Here is an 18,341-nt window from a genome sequence, read left to right on the forward strand (position 1 = left end):
GATCGAGTACATCGAGATGGAGTACAACAGCTGCCGGCTCCACTCGACCCTGGGCTACCAGACGCCGAGGGAGATTGAACTGGCAGCTGCGGCTTGAAAATGTGTCCGCTCTGACTTGACCAGAACACTTTCTGGCGGCGAGGCTGCGGCTTGGACAGCGCGCCCTCGTAGCATAGATGAGATGAAGGTCGCCTTTAGCCGCCTCTTCACCAAGGAGGGGTTCCAGAGTGGCTTGAACTTCCACCCCGACATGACGGACATTTTGATTGCGCCCTATGTCAAGTGCGGGACCACCTGGATGCAGCAGGTCGTTCACGGCCTTCGTACGGCCGGCTCGATGGACTTCGACGAGATCCTGGAGGTCGCCCCCTGGATTGAACTCGCCCACGACATGGGAGCGGATCTCGACGCGCCGCAGGTCTCTCACCCGCGAGCCTTCAAGACACACCTTCCTTGGGACCTCGTTCCAAAGGGTGGACGCTACATCGTGGTGTTCCGTAATCCCCTAGATGCATTGAGTTCAATGCATCGTTTCTTGGAAGGGTGGTTCTTCGAAGCCGGCAGCATTACGCTTGCAGAGTACGCACGGTACGTTCTATCGCAGGGGCCGGGCTGGTGGGGCCACGCTGCCTCGTGGTGGCGGCAGCGGGAACGATCGGACGTGCTAATGGTGACGTTTGAACAGATGAAAGCCGACCTACCAAGCGTGGTAGATCAGGTGGCGGATTTCATCGATCCGAGGTTCGGCGCCGAGGTGCGTGAGATTGCCACGAAGCAGGCGAGCTTCGATTTCATGAAACGTTTTGAGCGACAGTTCGACGATCACCTCGTCCGCACGCGCCGAGACGCTGCCTGCGGCCTGCCTTTCGGGGGTGCTGCGAGCAAAGTTGCGGATGGCGGTCGCACGGTTGATGATACTGTGTCGCTGCCTAAGGACTTACGCGCAGCTTTCGATGCACGGTGGCGTGAAACGATGGAGTCAGAATTCGGACTGGCGTCCTACTCGGAGTTTGCCAAGGCCGTGGATGCACGGGGGTACCGGCAGTAGAGTGACGTTGCGCCGATATTCAACGTGGTAAGGCGCTCGCCGGCGGGCTGGATGTCATGCGACGCTTCCTCGAGCAGAAACCGGCGATGCGGAAATGGCGATCCGTGTCAGCAGGAGGCCCTGGAAGCGGCAATGGCGAACGGGAAAACGGAGCCCGGGTTGCCATTCGCCCCCCAGACTGATGCGCAGCCTCAACACGGCGTGTCCCTGCAGGTCCCACTCGATCAGCTCCGCGGCGGCGAAGTCGAAGCGGCGCCGCACCAGGGGAAAGAGCGCCTTGAACAGGCTCTCCTTGGCGGAGAAGCTCAGGCCGACGAGGAATGGGTGCAATGCGGCGTCCCAGGGAGCGCTTTCGCCACGGGCAAGCACGAGTGGGCCGAGATCCTCGCTCTGCGTGGTGCTGAATGGCTGCTCGAGGTCGATGCCCAGCCCCCGATAGCGATCCGTCGCCCCGACCAGTGCGATGGCATGGCCTCGGCAATGGCTGATGGAGCCGACCACCCCAGTCGGCCAGAGCGGCGCACGCTCTGGACCCATTGCTGGGTAGTCGGGTCGCCCCGTGAGGCTGAGCAACGCCGTACGAGCGCAGCGTCGCCCGGCAGCGAACTCTGCCCGGCGTTGCCGAGAGGCCTGTTCGAGCTCGGCCGGCAGCGGAATGTCCGCACCACCCTGACAGTCCGTACCCAGAGCGAAATGTGCTGCCGCGAGCTGGCAGGCCGAAGGCACGAAGTCCTCGGGCAGCCAAGCCTGGGGTGCGTGGCACAGGGGAGTGACGGGGAGGCCGGCGGCTGCTGGGGCCGCTTCGTGGGGAAGGTCGCCGGGGTGGATAGGAGCGTTGATCATGGTCACCTCAGGCTCCAAGCGTGGCGCCGCCATCGATCACCAGGTCCTGCAGCGTGATGTGGCCGGCTCGTTCTGAGGCCAGGAAAACGATGGCATCGGCGATATCGTCGGGCGTGGCCAACTTGCCTAAGGGGATGCCCAGCTTGTATCGCTCGGCCTGGCCCAGGAGTAGGCGCTGACGGTCGGCCGGGGTGGGGCACATGCCGTGCAGCATCGGCGTGTCGGTGGAGCCCGGAGAGACGAGATTGCAGCGAATGCCGTACGGCGCCAGCTCCAGCCCCACACAGTGGCTGAGACTTGCCAGGGCCGCCTTGGAAGCACAGTAGGCCGCCATGCCGATGCGCGGCACGTGGGCAGCATTGGAGGCGACGTGGATCACTGCGCCGCGGCGCTGCCGCTTGAAGAGCGGAAGCCACTGGCGAAGCAGGTAGAAGGCGCCGCTCGCGTTGACGTCCAGGCAGGCGTGCCAGTCTTCCAGGGTTAGTTCTTCGGTGCGGCCAAGGCGCAGGATACCGGCCGCATTGACCAGCACGTCGAGATGCGGTGATTCGTCTTGAAGGTGGGTGCATGCCTCTGCCACCTGCGCATGCACGCCAATGTCCACGGGCAGCAACCGAAACGGCACCTCCCGCCCGTCCACGTTGCGGTCGAAACCCACTACGTCTGCGCCCTGTTCCACGAAGCGTTCGGCCACGCAGCGGCCGATGCCGCTGGCGGCTCCAGCGACCAACACCCGCTTGCCGGCCAGATCCTCATATGTCATTGCACGAGCTGTCATTCGACGGCTTCTCGGGTAGCGGTGCGTTGCCGTTCGATGAGGGACCACCAGGCATCGACGGTCGGTGTCCCCACCAGTTCTTCGAAGCTCAGGGCGATGCCGCGTTTCTTGAGTTCTGCGGCCAGCGTCATGACCTGAATCGAATCGAGGCCGTAATGGATGAGGTTCTCGGCGGGGTCCAGCCCATCGTCATCGTCGATCAACTGACGGACACGCATTTCGAGCCATTCGCGAGTGATGCCCAGGGATTGGTTGTCGACCAGGCCGGCCGTACTGGTGACGCTACCGCAGCGGGTGGCCACATAGCGCAGTGCCATCAGGTGCTCGGCCTCGGAGAAATCGGCCGTAGCATCTGCCACGAGAAAGGCCTGGATATCCTGCATGAAGGCCTCCAGCGCCGTGGCCAGACAGCCAATATGCGTATACACGCCACCGATCAGCAGCTGATCGCGCCCAAGCTCGCTCAGCAGGTCGGCCAGCTCTGTGCGCTGGAAGGCGCTGTAGCGCCACTTGACCAGGACATGATCGTCTTGTTCGGGTGCCAGTGACTCCACTATCTGCTGGAGCTTTGGATCGGCCTGGGTGAGGCCCGGTCCCCACATGTCATTGAGGAGCCCGCGATCGAAGGGTGATTGCTCGTGGGGCTGGGTGGTGTAGATCACCGGAATGCCTTGCGCCTTGCACCAGAGTCGCAAGCGCGCGAGGTTGTCGATGAGGCGTTTCACCAGCGCGTTATCTTCCCCATAGAAACGCAAGAAATAGCGTTGCATGTCGTGAATCAGCAGAGCGGCTCGTGCCGGGCTGACCTGCCAGGCAACACGGTTATCGGGCAAGGCGTCTTGCGACGGCATGGGATACTCGTCGAGAGAAGGAATGCTCATGAGTGGGTCTCGCAGGGATTAGTGAGTGAAGCAGAGGGTGATGCCAGCTGGTCGCGCAGCTGTCGCTTGTCGATCTTGCCGACGGCGGTGAGGGGCATGGCGTCGACGAAGCGGAAGCGGTCGGGTAGCTTGTAAGCGGCCACGCCGAGCTCGAGCAGGTGTTGGCGCAGGCTGGCAGGGCGAAGGTCACGCTTCCGGGCGACGAGGAAGGCGCAGCTTTTCTCGCCCATCATGGGATCGTCGATGGCGACCAGGGCGGCGTGAGTCACTTCTGGGTGCTGCAGTAGTAGGTTCTCGATTTCCTCGGCAGCGATCTTTTCGCCGCCGCGGTTGATCTGGTCCTTGACTCGCCCCACTACCCGGAGATAGCCGTCGGCGGTGCGTTGCACCAGATCGCCGGAATAATAAAAACCCGCTGCGTCGAACACCCGAGCGTTCTGCTCGGGACTCCTGTAGTAGCCGCGGAAGGTATACGGACCGCGTGTGGCCAGCATGCCCGTTTGGCCATCCGCTACCTCGTTTCCCTCTTTATCGACGACCTTGACGTCGTCATCGGGGCTGATCGGACGGCCCTGGGTAGTGAAGATTCGCTTTTCCCCGTCGTCCAGGCGGGTGTAGTTCACCAGCCCCTCGGCCATGCCGAAGACCTGCTGGAGCGAGCATCCCAGGGTGCTTGGGACACGCCTGGCCAGCGATTCGGCAAAGCTGGCGCCTCCCACTTGCAACAAGCGCAGAGAGCGCAGGGAATCGCCCGGCTGGCGTTCGGCAGCCTGCATCCAGAGCATCACCGCGGGTGGCACTAGCGCCGCCATGGTCACGGCGTGACGCTCGATCAACCGGAAGCACGACTGGGGCTCCGGGGTCGTCGCCATCACCACGCAGCCCCCGGCATGGAAGACGCCCAGTGCCCCGGGCGAACTCAAGGGAAAGTTGTGCGCCGCCGGCAGGGCGCACAGAAACCGGGTGTGGGGGCCGAGCTGGCAGATATCGGCACTGGCCCGGACGCTGTAGTCGTAATCGTTGTGCGTTCGAGGGATCAGCTTGGGCACACCGGTACTGCCCCCCGACAGCTGAAAGAAGGCGATCTGATCGGCCGGAGTGGGGGCAAGCTGCACGGAGTGATCGGGCGGTGAGGCGAGCCAGTGCTCCAGGCTGCGCGAGGGGTCGTCCTCGCCGAGGAGCAGGGCCTGCGTTAGCCGGGGCGAGATGCTCGCCAGCTCGTCGATGAAGGCATCGCCGGTGAACGGTTCGTGTTGCCTGGTGGCGATCAGCAGGCGAGGTTGAAGCTGATGTGCATAGCCCCTCAACTCCAGCTGCCGGTGGCTGGGTAGGGCGTTGACCGGTGCCACGCCCAGTTTGAGTAGGGCGAAGAAGACCAGATAGAACTCGGCGACATTGGGCAACTGGACCAGGGCCGTATCACCGTGTCCCAGGCCACGTGAGGCCAGGTGTGTTGCCAGGTTGGTGGATAGGGCATCGACCTCGGCATAGCTGAACCGGCGGTTGCCGCAGAGCAAGGCTGTCGCTTCGGGGCGATGCCGCACCTGATGATCGAGACCGCGGGTCAGGGGTTCATCGAGCCAATAGCCATGGTCTCGGTAGCGTTGGGCCAGTTCGAGGGGCCAGGGTGTATGTTCCAGCATCATGATGGTATCTCCGTCGCGATATGCGGGCTGCGCTCCTCGGCGGGGATGCCGCATACCCGGAGCATGGTTCCCAACTTGGCCTGAACCTCCGCCCATTCGGCGTCGGGCTGCGACCCTTCGACGATGCCGGCACCGGCAAACAGCCGGACGACGTTTTGTTTCACGGTGCCGCAGCGGATGGTCACCACCCATTCCCCGTTTCCTGCCATGTCGCACCAGCCGACCATGCCGGTGAACAGGCCCCGCTCGAAGGGTTCGATGAGGCCGATCAGGCGGCGGGCGCCCTGGGTGGGGTAGCCGCATACGGCTGGCGTGGGATGGAGGCGGCAGGCCAGCTGGAGCGACGTGACGTCAGGATCGCGCAGTTGCCCCTCGATCCGCGTAGAGAGATGCCAAAGCGCAGTGGTGGCGAGCAAGGACGGCCGCTCGGGGCCGGTCAGCTCAGTGCAGTGCGGTTCCAGGGCCTGCAGCACGTCATCGACCACCAGGCGGTGCTCGTAGCGATCCTTGGTCGATTGCAGTAATCGTTCGGCCGCTTCCCGGTCGAGGACCGGGCTGGACAGACGTCTGGCCGTCCCGGCCAGCGGGTTCGACACGACCCGTTCGGCTTCCTTTCCGAGCAGCAATTCCGGGCTGACGCCGATCAGGTCGGCACCGTCGGCCAGCGGAATCCGAAAACGATAGCCCTCCGGGTTATGCGCGCCGAGACCCTCCAGTAGCCGGTCGACGTCCAGCGGCGCGGAGAAATGCAACTCGTGCATCACCGACAGGACCGCCTTGCGAATGTCGCCGAAACCGAAATTGACGATGGCCTGTTCGACCGCCCTCTTGAAGCCTCGCTCGTCGGGAAGGCTGCGCTGATCCAGCAGTCGAGGCAGCGCCTTTGCCGTGCCCGCTCGACGTTTGGGGACGTCGCGAGCCCGCCATTCGTAACGGTGGGGAACGTACAAGCACGAGGGGGCGTATTCATCGAAGGGGATGGCTCCCACGACGATGGGGTTGGCTTGCCCCGCCCGTCTTGCCTCCTCGAGGGCCTCTCGAATTCCAAGCTGGAACGCACTGTCCGTCTTGTCGCCTGCGTGGGGCGGCAGTGTGAGTGGTTTCAACGGCGCGAACGCTTTCAGTTCACGATACGTGGACGCGAACAGCAGTTGCCGTTCGTCTTCTTCCGATGTGGGTATCGTTTCAGTCTCCAGCGAATCCTTTGCTTCGGAGCTTCCCATGCAACTTCTCCTAATGAGAATCTTAATGAGAATCGTTGACTGTAATATCTAATGGAGTATATTCGGCAGGAGTTGTCAAGAGGTAAATGGGCGATGGCTGAACTGAACGAGATTCAGGCCGCCTACTGGGTGGGGCGGAAGAACATGGAGTGGCTGGGGGGCGTTGCCGCTCATCTGTATGCCGAGTTCGACAGCGATGCACCGCTGGACATCGGACGGCTTCGCCAGGCGGTCAGGCGACTCCATGCGGCTCACCCGATGCTGCGCCTGCAGGTCACCGATGAAGGGCATCAGTCGGTGGTGGCGTTGGATGCCATGCACGATCTGACGGTCGACGACATGCGGGATATCGATTCGCCGACGCTGGAGGCTTCCCTGGCGGACAAGCGCCAGCGCAAGTCGCATCAGCGGCTGGCACCGGATCGAGGACGCGTGGCCGACATTAGCGTGAGCGTACTTCCCGAAGGGCGCTGGCGCTTGCATGTGGACGTCGACATGATCGCTGCCGACCCCGCGAGCTTTCTCGTGTTGATGGAGGATCTGGCCCGATGCTACGAAGCGCCCGACGCTCGATTGGTCATGCCGTCCGCTTCCTACCACGACTATCTGGCATGCTGGCGGGGCGCCCGCGAGCTTGCGCAACAGCGGGAGCGCGACCGGCGATGGTGGCGTGGGCGCCTCGCGCAGATTCCGCCGGCGCCACCCCTGCCGTGGCGCGATGCCACCGGGCCGGTGCACAGCGAGCGCTTTTCGGCCCTACTGGGAGCGGAGGAGCGGCGGTCGCTGGAGGCCACGGCGCGGCGCCATCGCCTGACGCTATCGACGCTTATGCTGGCCCTTTTTGCCGACGTCCTGGGAACGGCCGTTGACGCGAGGCGGTTTCGCCTGAACGTGCCCATGTTCTACCGCCATCCCCTGTGTGAGGGGGTGGAGAAGCTGGTGGGGGATTTCTCCAATCTCCTCGTTCTGGGAGTGGAACTGACCCCGGAGGCGTCGTTGGCAACGCTCGGCGAACGCCTTGCCGCCGAGATGGCTCAGCTCCTGTCGCACTCCGCCTATTCCGGCGTCAGCGTCATGCGCGACCTGTCGCGCCACCATGGCAGCACGCAGGTATCGCCCGTGGTCTTCACCGCCGGCCTGGATGTTCCTGGCGGCGAACTCTTTTCGCAGCGGGTGACCCGCAACGTCGGCAAACTGACGTGGGTCGTGTCGCAAGGTCCCATGGTGGCGCTGGATGCGCAGGTCGCATCGGCGTATGGCGGTTTGCTGATCAACTGGGACGTTCGCCTCGACGCCCTCCCCGAGCCCTGGGTGAGGTCGACGTTCGATGCCTATGTGGAACGGGTCGAGCGGCTCGCACGCTCGCCCGAGGTCATGTGCCAGGCCATCGATTTCGAGGGCGATCCAGGGGTTGACCGATCGGGAGCGCATCGCGAGACGGCAACCGCTGGGCGCCCTCTGACGCCCCTGCAGCAGGCCTACCTGCTGGGCAGAAGCGAGCGGTTGCCACTCGGGGGCGTAGCCATGCAGGAGTTTCGGGAGTATCGGGGGCGTCTCGATCCCGCGGTACTTCGCCAGCGATTGGCCCAACTGGTGCGCCACCACGATGCCCTCAGGGCCTGGGTCGACGTCGAGTCGCTGACGCAGCGCGTCGCGGATGAGGCCGTGCTCCATCTGGATGAACTGGATCTGCGCGAGATCTCGCGTACCCAAGCGTGGGAGCGCATCGCGGCCATGCGCGGCGACTATGCGCATCGCCTGTTCGACCCGTCGCGTCCACCCTGGCATCTGCTGCTGTTTCGGCTGCCCGAGCCGGAAGACCCGACGGCGGACAACTGCGTGATCTTCGTTCGCTTCGATGCCTTGATCGTGGACGGCCGGGCGATCGCCCACCTGATGGTGAGCCTGTTCGAGTCCCAGGAGTCCACACTTGTCGTCGAGGGAGGAGCGGCCAACCTCGACGCGGCTCCCCCCATGCCGCAGCGCCCCAGGGACGAAGCCGCCGCCTACTGGGCGGCGACGCTGCGAAGCGTTACCGGCCCACCGCAACTGCCCTGGAAGCGGCCGCTGGAAACCCTCGGCGTGTCCCGCTATCGACGCGAGAGCCTGACTCTGCCCCGCGCCGACCTGGCCAGCCTCTCCCGGCTGGGGGCGTCGTATGCCCTGCTGCGCAACAGCGTGCTGACGGCCATCGTGCTCGACGTCCTGGCGCGCTGGACGAGCGATGCCGAACCCTGTGTCGCAGTGCCGGTGGCGTTACCGGTGCGTGACGGGCGCGTGGCGAACGCTTCAACCTTCATTGCCCTGCGCTACGATGCCAAGAAGGGCACGCTGCTCGAGCGCGCACGCAGGCTCCAGGCCGACGTGTTGCAGGGGCTCGAGCACCTGGCTTTCTCCGGTGTCGATATCAACCGGCTACTGCTCCGCCGCAACGCAAGCGGCGTGGCCCTGCCGGTGGCCGTCACCAACGGCCTGTCATGGGAGACGCTGGCGCCGGACGCCCCGGTTCGCTGCCATGGCGGCCTGACTCAGACGCCCCAGACGGCGATGGACATTCGCCTGACGCTGGATGAGCAGCGCAACCTCGTGTTGAGTATCGATCACGCGGAACAGGCGCTGGACACTGAGCTGGTGCGCGACGTGCTCGAGGCCATCGAGCGTGCGATCAGGGCCGTCATTCGTCGCGGAGAGCTGGTGTTGACGGAGGGCGACTGTCTCGACCCTGCCCCGTGCCGTTGGAATGGCGCAGAGGGGGACAGCGAGTGCTCGCACTTTCTGGCGCGTACCGCTCAGCGCCTGTTCGGCAGCGATGGCGGCAAGGCGGCACTGATCCACGGCGATCGCCGCATCACCTATGGTGAGCTCGGGGTCGCCGTGTTGCGGGTCATGTCGGGGTTGCAGCAGCACGAGCTGGGTGCGGGCGACGTGGTGGCGATCTGCCTGCCACGCGGACCCGAACACCTGATGCTGACCCTCGCCTGCGCCATGCAGGGCGTGATCTGGGTACCGGTAGAGGCCGGTGCGCCCGATGAGCGCAGACGCTTTCTGCTGGCGAACTGTCACCCCGACCTGGTGGTGGCCTCGGGGCCAGTCGAGGGGTTCCGGGCGACGACGCCTGAGCAACTGCTCGAGGCTGCTCCGGCCCAGCGCCCGAGCTTCGAGATTCTGACCGAACGCAGCAGTGCCGATGCTCCGGCCTATTACCTCTACACGTCCGGCACCACCGGAAAGCCGAAGTGCGTGGTGCTGTCGAACCGGGCGACCGCCAACGTCATCGGCCACACTCAAGCGGCCTGGCGGATCGGGGCCGAGGACGTGTTCCTCTCGGCAACGCCGCTGCACCATGACATGTCCGTGTTCGATGTCTTCGGCTCGCTGAGTGCGGGGGCGACCCTGGTGCTGCCTACCGCCGAAGAGGAGAAGGACGCCATTCACTGGAATCGTCTCGTGCGCGAGCACGGCGTCAGCGTGTGGTGCTCGGTGCCGACGATCCTCGAGATGCTGCTGGCCTGCCACAGGAACGATTCGCTGCGCTCGCTGCGACTGATCGCGCAGGGCGGCGACTACATCAAGCCGGCTACCATCGCGACGCTGCGCCGGCTGCTACCGAATGTCAGGCTGTTCTCGCTGGGCGGGCCCACCGAAACCACCATCTGGAGCATCTGGCACGAAATCGCCCGGGACGACGTGGACGTCGTTCCCTACGGCCGACCGCTGCCGGGCAACCGCTATTTCGTCTGCAACGAGGCGCAGACGCACTGTCCCCCATCGGTCGTGGGCAGGATCTACACCGCCGGGATCAACCTGGCACTCGGCTACCTGAAGAACGGCGAAATCCAGCAGAACGACTTCGTCACGTTGTCCGACGAGCGTGGTCGGCCGGTTCGGGCGTTCAGAACCGGCGACCTGGGCCGCTATCGCCGGGATGGCACCCTGCTCTTCGCCGGGCGGGTCAGCGGCTACGTGAAGGTGCGCGGGGTTCGCGTGTCGCTGTCGGACATCGAGAGCGAGCTGTCCGGACATCCCGGTGTGCGGCAGGTGCTGGTCGTGGACCACGAGGCGCAGTCGGGCGAGACGGCCCTGGGGGCCCTGTACGTCGCCGCAGGCGACGACGAGATTTCCGCGTCCGAGCTGAGGCGCTTTGCGCGGCGTCATCTGCCCGAATCCCACGTGCCCGGCCGCTATCTGCGCGTTGCCGCCTTGCCCTTGTCGGGCAACGGCAAGCCGGATCGCCAGGAGGCGAGACGCCTCCTGGCGACGGCCGGCGACACGTCTTCTCCAAGCCGGGGTGCCGACCCGTCGCCCGCCGACCGGGTGTCGGCCATCTACCGTGATGTCATCGGCAAGCCCAGCCAGGAGCGTTGCCACGAGCGCTCGGACTTCCTGGCCATGGGGCTGTTGCCTTCGCACCTGCAGGCGATCGCCTCCCGTCTGGACGAGGCGTTCGGTGTGCGTCCGCCGATCAAGGCGCTAATGCGTTGCCGGACGGCGGAGGAAGTCGCCCAATTGTTGCAGCGTCTGCTGCCACGCCCGGCTGGCGGCGCCCCGGAGGCGCAATCGGCCCAACGTCTGTCCGTCGATGGTTGAGGAGGGAGCCGATGGAGCAGGAAAAGCGCTCATGTGAGAGCCGGGGCTGGATGCCGCTCACGCTGGCACAGCTGGACTTCTGGGAGGAGTACGCGCTGCATCCGGATCAGTCGGTCTCCACGGTCGCGCACTGCCTCGATATCGAGGGGGCGGTCGATCAGCCGGCGCTGGTCGAGGCCATCACTCGGACGGTTCATGAGGCCGACATTCTGTCGGTGCGCTTTCGTCTGCAGTCGCGTGGAGACGAACCGCTGCAGCGCTGCGACACGGTGCAGGCCCCCATGTTGGAGCTGCACGACCTTCGCGGGCAACCGGATCCGCTGCAGGCCGCGCAACGGCTCATGCAAGAAGACCTGGGGGCGCAGCTCGACCTGATGCGGCAGCCGTTATCCGCACAGTGGCTGTTGCGTGTGGGCGAGCGCCGTTACCTCTGGTACAGCCGCGGGCACCATATCATCCTCGACGGATACGGCATGGTGCTGATCGAGCGGCGCTGTGCGCAGCTGTACGCCCATCTGCTGGGGTATGGGGAAGCCGGAGAGCCGTTGCGACCGTTCGCCAGTTTCCTCGACGAGGAGACAGCCTATCGCCGCAGCCGGCGGTTCGACGAAGACCGGCGCTACTGGCAGGCCTATCTCGAGGCTTGTCCCACGCTTCCCGTGCTGCACAAGGGGGCGGAGGCCGACGCGGCGGAGCAACGGCATGCCGAGGTGGCGCTCCCCAGAGAATTTGCCCACCGTTTGAGAGAGCTGTCGGACGTGACCGGGATCGGCTGGCCGGATCTCCTGGTCATGCTGTCGGGGGCCTACCTCCTGCAGTATGCGCTGGCGATGGGTGAGACGGGTTCGTTGCCGGTGTGGCTTCCCTTCATGAGCCGTTGGGGGAGCGTCGCCGCCCATGTTCCCTCGCTGGCGGTAAATATCTTGCCGCTCCACCTGACCTCAGTGAGCGATGAGCCCCTGGGAGACTTCTTGCAGAGGGTGGCACGCGTTCTGCGTCAGCAGCGGCGCCACGGACGGTATCGCATCGAGCAGATCGCCGCGGACCGAGGACTGGCCAAGGGAACCCGGTTCCTGTTCTCACCGCTGATCAACGTGCTGCCTTTCGATCCGCCGACCATCGAGGGTTGCCGCGTTGCACGGCAGATTCTTGCCAGCGGCCCGGGGGATGGCTTCGACCTCACCTATCGTGGGTGCAGTGACGGTACGTCGCTGCTCCTCAGCCTCGATGCTGACCCCGCCGCGATCGACCAAGTGGCCTTCGGCCGGCATCGACGTGAACTGCCGGCCTTCCTGTCTCGGGCCGTGGCGGCAGGCGGCCTGTCGACATCGCTGGGGTGCCTGTGAACCGGTGCACCGTTCGGTGGTGCGGCCGGCGTGAATGTGGAATCGAACTGGTCGTTCGTCGGCCGGTGGACGAGGAGTGGAAGGATGGATGACGTCGATGAGTCGCTCGATGCGACAGGGTCGCGAGAACCTGGCCGGCCGGCTGGTGAGCACGAGCAGCGCATGTGGCTGCTCCAACAGCAGTATCCAGAAATGGTACACGCCCATGCCCTGACCTATCGGCTCGTGGGGTGGCCCGACGTCGACCCATTGAGCGCTGGCTTACAGGAGGCGCTGAGGGCTCCCGAACTCAACGTTCGATATCGTTTCGGCGAAGACGGCGTGTTGCGCCGGCTGAGTGCCGAGGGGTCGGCAGGCGGGCCGAGCCTGACCTGCATGAGCGTCGCGTCGATGCAAGAGGCCATGGAGACGTTGGTGCAGCGGCAGGAGAGACCCTGGGATCTCGCCGAGGAAGCCCCGCTGCGCTGCTGCTTGCTGCTGACGCCGGAGGCGGCGATTCTCGGCCTGATCGTACACCGGGTCATCGACATGACGACATCCGCGGCGTGGCTCCAACGGTTGGCCAATTTCGTGCAGGGGGAAGGCGTGGCACCTGGGCGACTCGGTGAGGCTGCTGGGGGGCTGGAGCGACGAGAGACCGAACCGGATGCCGTGATGGTGCGCCAGGAGGCGGAACGAGACACGGCGAAGAACGGCAATCGGATTCTCGATCTGCTGCTGGAGGCGTTCCGCCAGGCGTTGGATTCTCCGGAGATGACTGCCGATGACGACTTCTTCGATCACGGGGGGCATTCGCTGATCGCGACGCGCATCATCGGACGGCTGTTGAGCGAGCATGGCATCGAAGTGCACCTCAATGACCTGTTCAGTCACCCGACGGCAGCGGCCTTGGCCGAGCATGCACGGCACTTGTCGCGTACCGAAGAGCAAGAGCCGGGTGGGGAGGTCGTCCGCAGCGAGATGCATCGGGTGCCGCTGTCACTGGCGCAGCGGTCGCTGTGGAAGGTCTACGAGGCCTTCGGCTTCAACCAGATCTTCAACATCCCCTTTGCGCTCCGCTTCCTGGATTGCGTGGACGAGGCGGCCTTCAAGCAGGCGTTTCTCGACCTGCTGGAACGCCACCCCGGGTTGCGTACCCTGTTTCACCAGCACGATGGGCAGGTCTGGCAGGAGGTGGTGCCATTCGATGCGGTGTCGCGCTACGAGTGGTTCAGGTATTCCCATGAATCCTGCGGGATGCCACTGAAGGAAGAGGCATCGCATCGCTTCGACCTAACCCGTGAGCTGCCCTTGCGCATTCGTTTCATGATCGATGAAGACACGGGCGAGCAGATCGTCTCGCTGCTCTTCCATCACATCGTGCTGGATGAGTGGTCGGTCAATCTCATGATGGAGGAACTGGAGCAGGCCTACCGTGATCGGGTGGCGGGCAACCAGCCAGCGTGGCGGCACCAGCCCCTGCCGTTCCACGAATTCGCGTTAAGGCAGCACGCTGCCGGGGTGAACCAGGCACATCTCGATTACTGGACGGAGAGGTTGCGTGGTGCTCCGCCGGGCCGGGCGCTGCTGGCGGACTCGGTAGCTGCGGGAACGGAGGGCGCACCGGCGTCCAGCGCGGGGGGCTGGGTGGAATTCAAGCTGGAACGCGATGTCGCCGCTGGCCTCTATGGGTTGGCCAAGCGCAACGGCGCCTCGCTGTTCAACGTGGTCTATGCGGCGATTGCCGCTTCGCTCCAGCAGCTGGGGGTTTTGGACGAGATCGTCATCGGCACCTCGGCGTCGGGCCGGACCGATGCGGACTTCTTCGACACCATCGGCTATTTCACCACGGTGGTGGCGCATCGCATTGGCTTTCCCGAAACCATGACCTTGGCTGGCTTGATCAAGCAAGTAAAGCACACCATCAACGAATCCATGCCGCGTGCCGACATCCCCATCGACCTGGTCGAGGAAGCGTTGGCTACCGGGACGGAGCGCGGGCGGGATCGCATGTTCGAGGTCTTCATCCAGCTGCATGCGAAGAACAAGCTGAACGGTGCCTTCACGCTGCAGGACGGCAAGCGCCTCGAGTTCCGCCAGATCGATCCGGAAAAGGACGAATCCCTGCTGGGGTTGCAGTTCGAGGTGCTGGAAGAGGTGGTCGAGGGCGAGAACGATGTCCGAGTGATGATGAGCTACCGTGCCGATCACTACGGTCCCGAGCAGGTCGAGCGGATCAAGCAGACGGTCGACGAGACGTTTACACGGTTTTCCCGGGTCGTCGATGCCGAGGTGCCGCTGGCTTCTTTGCTGGGACCTGGCTCCGTACATACTCTGACGTAGCGATGGTTCTCGCCGCATCCAACTCCAATTAGATCAGCTCACTCTCGGTCAGAAGCCGGCTTCACTCTGGTGACGGATGGCCAGTACCACCACGATGTCTCCATCAAGACGGTACCGTGCAATGTAACCGCTATTACCAAAATCGATCAGCCAGTCGCGGTATTCTTCGGGTAGATCATCAATCGGGCGGCCGATATGTGGGAATTTTCCAAGCTCCTGGATGCCCTGGATGATCGCCTTGGCAGCTCTCTCGGCTGCTGCTGGATTCTTCGGCCGTAGGAACTCACGCAGTCGCTCCAGATCCTGGACTGCGGCTGGGGCAAAGATCACTTGCGACATGTCGGGGCCGACACCTCATCATCCTTCCCCCAGCTGACCAGCCACTGCTCCACTTCATCAGCGGTCGCATGCAAGCCAGTCGCTTGGTAATCCTCCCACGCGTTGAGCGTGTCCTGCCGGAACGCCTCTCGTCTTTCCTCTCGCTCCACATACTGCTCAATGGCCTCACGCATGAGCCAGTGTGCCGAGCGCTGGCGGGCGTCGGCCAGATGCTGGACCCGTCCTTTCAGGTCGTCGTCGAGTTTGATGGATGTTGGTTTGGTCATACCGACCTCCGTAGCAAAAGGTAATACCTAAAACGACTATAGGTCGTGTCGGCTGATCTGTCGATGGCCAGCCCGCAAGCATTTCGGTATGCGGCTGAAGCGGTTGATCCTGGTGTAGCGCGTTGAATCATAACCAATGTTCAGCCGTTTTTTTCATGCTCGATGCAACGCTCAGTGGCTATGCCCATCACCATGGTCGTGGCTATGATCGTCATCGCGGCCGTCATGCCCCGGCTCGGCCAGGGCGTCGTGCAGGGTTCGGGCGTTGTGGCGCATCATACCGAGGTAAGTGCTCGCCTCGCCCTCGGCGGCCAGGGCGTCGGCATACAGCGTGCCGGCGATGGAGAGGTCGGTTTCCTCGGCAAGCTGCTCGATGATCGCGGGGCTGGTCATGTTCTCGTGGAACAGCGCGCGCACGTTCTCTTCGCGGATCACGTCGATCAGCCGCGCCATGTCGGCAGCGCTGGGCTCGGCCTCGCTGGAGAGTCCCACCGGCGACAGGAAGCGCAGGCCGTAGGCGCTGGCGAAGTAGCCGAAGGAGTCATGGCCGGTGATCACGCTGGTGCCGGTGGGGATCTCGGCCAGCCACTCGCGAATCTCGGCGTCGGTGGCCTCGAGCTCGCCGATATAGCGCTTGGCGTTATCGCGGTAGTGGGCTTCGTTCGCTGGGTCGGCCTCGATCAGGCCATCGCGGATGTTGCTCACGTAGACGACGCCTTGGCTCAGGTCCTGCCAGCCGTGGGGATCCTGGTCGCCATGCTCGTGGCCGTCATGCGTGTCCTGAGCGTCATGGGAGTGATCGTCATGATCATGACCGTGGTCGTGCTCATCGTGGTCATGATCCTCATGGCCGGCATAACCAAGTGGCTCGATGCCGTCAGTAGCGGTCACCAGAGGACCGGCGTAGTCGCTGGAGTCGGTCAGCCGCTCCATCCAGCCCTCGAAACGCAGGCCGTTGAACACCACCAGGTCGGCCTCGGCCAGGGCGCGTGCGTCGCGGGGGCTGGGCGAGTAGACATGGGTGTCGCTGTCGGGGCCGACCAGCGAGGTCACGCTGACTCGCTCGCCGCCGACCTGCTCGACCATGTCGCCGAGAATGCTGAAGCTGGTGACCACCTGGAGGCGTTCTTCGGCCAGGGCGCTGGGCAGCGCCAGCAGCGTCGAGGCGCCGAAGGCCAGGGCGGCGAGGGTGACAGTGCGCATGCGTGGATTCCTTGCAGAGATCGTCAGTGGGGTTCCGGGGCGCCCAGCGGTGCCGCACGGCGGCGCAGGCGAGCGGTGAGGCTGTGGTGCCGGCCGAACAGGGCCGAGGCCAGGTAGCCGACGCCGGCGAACAGGATGATCGCCGGGCCGGAGGGGATGCTCAGGTGATAGGAGAGCAGCAGACCGCAGACGTTCGCTGCCATGGCGATGGCGATGCCGATGCCGATCAGGCCCTCCAGACGCTGGCTCCAGAAGCGTGCCGTGGTGGCCGGCAGCATCATCAGGCCCACTGCCATCAGCGTGCCCAGGGTCTGGAAACCGGCGGTGAGGTTGAGCACCAGCAGGCCGAGGAAGATGCCGTGAACCAGGCTGGCGTGCACTCCCTGACCGCGCAGGAAGAGCGGGTCGAGGCTCTCCACCACCAGGGCGCGGAAGATCGTGGCCAGCGTGACCACGATCACGCTGCTGATGGCAGCGATCAGCAGCAGGGCGGTGGAATCGACCGCCAGCACCGAGCCGAACAGCACGTGGGTGAGGTCGACGCTGCTGCCGCCCAGCGAAACGAGCATCACTCCGGCGGCCAGCGAGATCAGAAAGAAGCTGGCCATGGCGGAGTCTTCGCGGTGGCCGGTCATCTGCGACACGCCGCCGGCGAGCATCGCCACCAGCAGGCCCGAGAGCACGCCGCCGAGACTCATCGCCGGCAGCGAGAAACCGGCGAGCAGAAAGCCCAGCGCCACGCCGGGCAGGATGGCATGAGCCATGGCGTCGCCGATCAGGCTCATGCCGCGCAGCATCAGGAAGACGCCCAGCGGCGGGGCGGCCAGCGACAGTGCCAAGCCGGCGACCAGGGCGCGACGCATGAAGCCGTAATCGAAGGGAGCCAGAAGCCAGGCATCGAGCAGGGCTAGCATGCGCTCACTCCCGACAGGCCCAGCGATATGGGGGCCACCGGGGACGCCGCCCCGTGCCCCTTGAGTACCGCTTCGGTAGAGGTCCAGTGGGCATGGCCGTGAGTCAGTACCACCACCTCGTCGGCGAGACGGGCGAGCTGTTCGGTGTCGTGGAGCACCACGATGAGGGTCGCGCCGCTGTCGGCCATGTCGCGCAGCACCGTGGTCAGTACGTCGACAGTCTCGGCATCCACGTTGGCGAAGGGTTCGTCGAGCAGCAGCAGCTCGGCTTCCTGCATCAGGGTACGGCCGATCAGCGCGCGCTGGCGCTGCCCGCCGGAGAGTTCGCCCAGCGGCCGGTGTGCCAGATGCGAGATGCCCAAGCGTGCCATGACCTCGCGCCCGCGCCGGTAATGGGCGGCGCAGTAACCCTTGAGGGCGCCGTGGCTCGGCCAGCTGCCGGTCATCACCAGCTCCTCCACGCTCATCGGGAAGGTGAGGTCGAGTGCCAGCTGCTGGGGTAGCCAGGCCCGCCGCTCCTTGGGCACGCGGCAGCGCACGCGGCCGGCGACCGGCTTGAGGAGGCCCATGATGCCCTGTATCAGAGTGCTCTTGCCCGTGCCGTTGGCGCCCACCAGGGCGGTGATGGCGCCGTCGCGAAAAGCGCCGTCGACGTGCTCCAGCACGGTGCGATTGCCCTGGGCGAGCTGCAGGTCGTCCAACTGCAGGCGCGGGCCGTGGGCAGTAGCCATCAGCTCCACCATCCCGCAGCCCAACCGACCGCCAGCCACAGGCCGGCCAGCGGGGCAGCGACCAGCAGCAGTCGTCGCGTCGCGGAGAGCGACATCAAGGAAAAGTGACACGGCCCTTCCTGGCGGTGCCGATGTCGTTGGTGCGCCATGCTGACCTCCATCAATCTGCGCAGGAGGTTATAACATAACAGTCCAGACGCTGGCCAGCGCTCTC

At 64.8% G+C, this 18,341-nt stretch carries 15 protein-coding genes; 4 read left to right on the forward strand and 11 right to left on the reverse strand.

What is annotated here, in order from left to right; all coding sequences use genetic code 11:
* Positions 1–181 precede the first annotated feature (181 nt).
* On the forward strand, positions 182–1,048 hold the full coding sequence (locus tag GFD32_RS18970; RefSeq protein WP_163578145.1) for a sulfotransferase domain-containing protein: 867 nt from the start codon (positions 182–184) through the stop codon (positions 1,046–1,048).
* 54 nt (positions 1,049–1,102) lie between these two features.
* Here GFD32_RS18970 and GFD32_RS18975 read toward each other — a convergent pair whose 3' ends face one another.
* The 5 genes from GFD32_RS18975 to GFD32_RS18995 are packed head-to-tail and all read right to left on the reverse strand — an operon-like array spanning position 1,103 to position 6,419.
* Positions 1,103–1,891, reverse strand: coding sequence for a 4'-phosphopantetheinyl transferase family protein (locus tag GFD32_RS18975; RefSeq protein ID WP_163578146.1), 789 nt, complete (start codon positions 1,889–1,891; stop codon positions 1,103–1,105).
* Between the two features lie 7 nt (positions 1,892–1,898).
* A complete protein-coding gene (gene dhbA / locus GFD32_RS18980) occupies positions 1,899–2,654 on the reverse strand; it encodes a 2,3-dihydro-2,3-dihydroxybenzoate dehydrogenase (RefSeq protein WP_163578147.1) in 756 nt (251 codons plus the stop codon).
* Between the two features lie 11 nt (positions 2,655–2,665).
* Positions 2,666–3,550 carry an isochorismatase family protein gene (locus GFD32_RS18985; protein ID WP_163578148.1) on the reverse strand — a complete coding sequence of 295 codons (885 nt, stop codon included), beginning with the start codon at positions 3,548–3,550 and terminating at the stop codon, positions 2,666–2,668.
* Positions 3,547–5,196 carry a (2,3-dihydroxybenzoyl)adenylate synthase gene (locus GFD32_RS18990; protein WP_163578149.1) on the reverse strand — a complete coding sequence of 550 codons (1,650 nt, stop codon included), beginning with the start codon at positions 5,194–5,196 and terminating at the stop codon, positions 3,547–3,549. Before GFD32_RS18990 ends, GFD32_RS18985 begins: the two co-directional genes overlap by 4 nt.
* Positions 5,193–6,419 carry an isochorismate synthase gene (locus GFD32_RS18995; RefSeq protein ID WP_163578150.1) on the reverse strand — a complete coding sequence of 409 codons (1,227 nt, stop codon included), beginning with the start codon at positions 6,417–6,419 and terminating at the stop codon, positions 5,193–5,195. The genes GFD32_RS18990 and GFD32_RS18995 overlap by 4 nt, the downstream gene beginning before the upstream one ends.
* Before the next feature lie 93 nt (positions 6,420–6,512).
* On the opposite strand from GFD32_RS18995, the gene GFD32_RS19000 reads away from it, so the two are divergent.
* From GFD32_RS19000 to GFD32_RS19010, 3 genes are all read left to right on the forward strand, one after another.
* Positions 6,513–11,006 carry an amino acid adenylation domain-containing protein gene (locus GFD32_RS19000; protein WP_205599168.1) on the forward strand — a complete coding sequence of 1,498 codons (4,494 nt, stop codon included), beginning with the start codon at positions 6,513–6,515 and terminating at the stop codon, positions 11,004–11,006.
* A gap of 11 nt (positions 11,007–11,017) precedes the next feature.
* Positions 11,018–12,352, forward strand: coding sequence for a condensation domain-containing protein (locus GFD32_RS19005; RefSeq protein WP_163578151.1), 1,335 nt, complete (start codon positions 11,018–11,020; stop codon positions 12,350–12,352).
* A gap of 84 nt (positions 12,353–12,436) precedes the next feature.
* Positions 12,437–14,674: a condensation domain-containing protein gene (locus tag GFD32_RS19010; protein WP_163578152.1), complete on the forward strand. Its 2,238-nt coding sequence runs from the start codon at positions 12,437–12,439 to the stop codon at positions 14,672–14,674.
* A gap of 48 nt (positions 14,675–14,722) precedes the next feature.
* On the opposite strand, the gene GFD32_RS19015 is transcribed toward GFD32_RS19010, so the two are convergent.
* The 6 genes from GFD32_RS19015 to GFD32_RS19040 form a co-directional block, all read right to left on the reverse strand.
* Entirely contained in the window at positions 14,723–15,013 is a 291-nt protein-coding gene (locus GFD32_RS19015) for a type II toxin-antitoxin system RelE/ParE family toxin (protein WP_163578153.1), read from the reverse strand.
* Positions 15,001–15,279 carry a CopG family ribbon-helix-helix protein gene (locus tag GFD32_RS19020; protein WP_163578154.1) on the reverse strand — a complete coding sequence of 93 codons (279 nt, stop codon included), beginning with the start codon at positions 15,277–15,279 and terminating at the stop codon, positions 15,001–15,003. The genes GFD32_RS19015 and GFD32_RS19020 overlap by 13 nt, the downstream gene beginning before the upstream one ends.
* A gap of 171 nt (positions 15,280–15,450) precedes the next feature.
* On the reverse strand, positions 15,451–16,482 hold the full coding sequence (locus tag GFD32_RS19025; protein ID WP_163578155.1) for a metal ABC transporter solute-binding protein, Zn/Mn family: 1,032 nt from the start codon (positions 16,480–16,482) through the stop codon (positions 15,451–15,453).
* Positions 16,483–16,505: 23 nt separating this feature from the next.
* Positions 16,506–17,396: a metal ABC transporter permease gene (locus tag GFD32_RS19030; RefSeq protein ID WP_163578156.1), complete on the reverse strand. Its 891-nt coding sequence runs from the start codon at positions 17,394–17,396 to the stop codon at positions 16,506–16,508.
* A complete protein-coding gene (locus tag GFD32_RS19035; protein WP_163578157.1) occupies positions 17,390–18,127 on the reverse strand; it encodes a metal ABC transporter ATP-binding protein in 738 nt (245 codons plus the stop codon). The genes GFD32_RS19030 and GFD32_RS19035 overlap by 7 nt, the downstream gene beginning before the upstream one ends.
* Positions 18,127–18,276: a hypothetical protein gene (locus GFD32_RS19040; protein ID WP_163578158.1), complete on the reverse strand. Its 150-nt coding sequence runs from the start codon at positions 18,274–18,276 to the stop codon at positions 18,127–18,129. The genes GFD32_RS19035 and GFD32_RS19040 overlap by 1 nt, the downstream gene beginning before the upstream one ends.
* Positions 18,277–18,341: the final 65 nt, after the last annotated feature.

Origin of the sequence: Halomonas faecis (assembly GCF_010993975.1) — a bacterium.
GTDB lineage: Bacteria > Pseudomonadota > Gammaproteobacteria > Pseudomonadales > Halomonadaceae > Halomonas > Halomonas faecis.

Excerpts from the sequence above, each read along its gene's own strand:
- GFD32_RS18985 (WP_163578148.1), bottom strand. The coding sequence starts at position 3,550 with ATGAGCATTCCTTCTCTCGACGAGTATCCCATGCCGTCGCAAGACGCC.
- GFD32_RS18995 (WP_163578150.1), bottom strand. The coding sequence starts at position 6,419 with ATGGGAAGCTCCGAAGCAAAGGATTCGCTGGAGACTGAAACGATACCC.
- GFD32_RS18970 (WP_163578145.1), top strand. The coding sequence starts at position 182 with ATGAAGGTCGCCTTTAGCCGCCTCTTCACCAAGGAGGGGTTCCAGAGT.
- GFD32_RS19040 (WP_163578158.1), bottom strand. The coding sequence starts at position 18,276 with ATGGCGCACCAACGACATCGGCACCGCCAGGAAGGGCCGTGTCACTTT.
- GFD32_RS19010 (WP_163578152.1), top strand. The coding sequence starts at position 12,437 with ATGGATGACGTCGATGAGTCGCTCGATGCGACAGGGTCGCGAGAACCT.
- dhbA (WP_163578147.1), bottom strand. The coding sequence starts at position 2,654 with ATGACATATGAGGATCTGGCCGGCAAGCGGGTGTTGGTCGCTGGAGCC.
- GFD32_RS19020 (WP_163578154.1), bottom strand. The coding sequence starts at position 15,279 with ATGACCAAACCAACATCCATCAAACTCGACGACGACCTGAAAGGACGG.
- GFD32_RS19000 (WP_205599168.1), top strand. The coding sequence starts at position 6,513 with ATGGCTGAACTGAACGAGATTCAGGCCGCCTACTGGGTGGGGCGGAAG.
- GFD32_RS19015 (WP_163578153.1), bottom strand. The coding sequence starts at position 15,013 with ATGTCGCAAGTGATCTTTGCCCCAGCCGCAGTCCAGGATCTGGAGCGA.
- GFD32_RS18990 (WP_163578149.1), bottom strand. The coding sequence starts at position 5,196 with ATGATGCTGGAACATACACCCTGGCCCCTCGAACTGGCCCAACGCTAC.
- GFD32_RS19030 (WP_163578156.1), bottom strand. The coding sequence starts at position 17,396 with ATGCTAGCCCTGCTCGATGCCTGGCTTCTGGCTCCCTTCGATTACGGC.
- GFD32_RS19025 (WP_163578155.1), bottom strand. The coding sequence starts at position 16,482 with ATGCGCACTGTCACCCTCGCCGCCCTGGCCTTCGGCGCCTCGACGCTG.
- GFD32_RS19005 (WP_163578151.1), top strand. The coding sequence starts at position 11,018 with ATGGAGCAGGAAAAGCGCTCATGTGAGAGCCGGGGCTGGATGCCGCTC.
- GFD32_RS18975 (WP_163578146.1), bottom strand. The coding sequence starts at position 1,891 with ATGATCAACGCTCCTATCCACCCCGGCGACCTTCCCCACGAAGCGGCC.
- GFD32_RS19035 (WP_163578157.1), bottom strand. The coding sequence starts at position 18,127 with ATGGCTACTGCCCACGGCCCGCGCCTGCAGTTGGACGACCTGCAGCTC.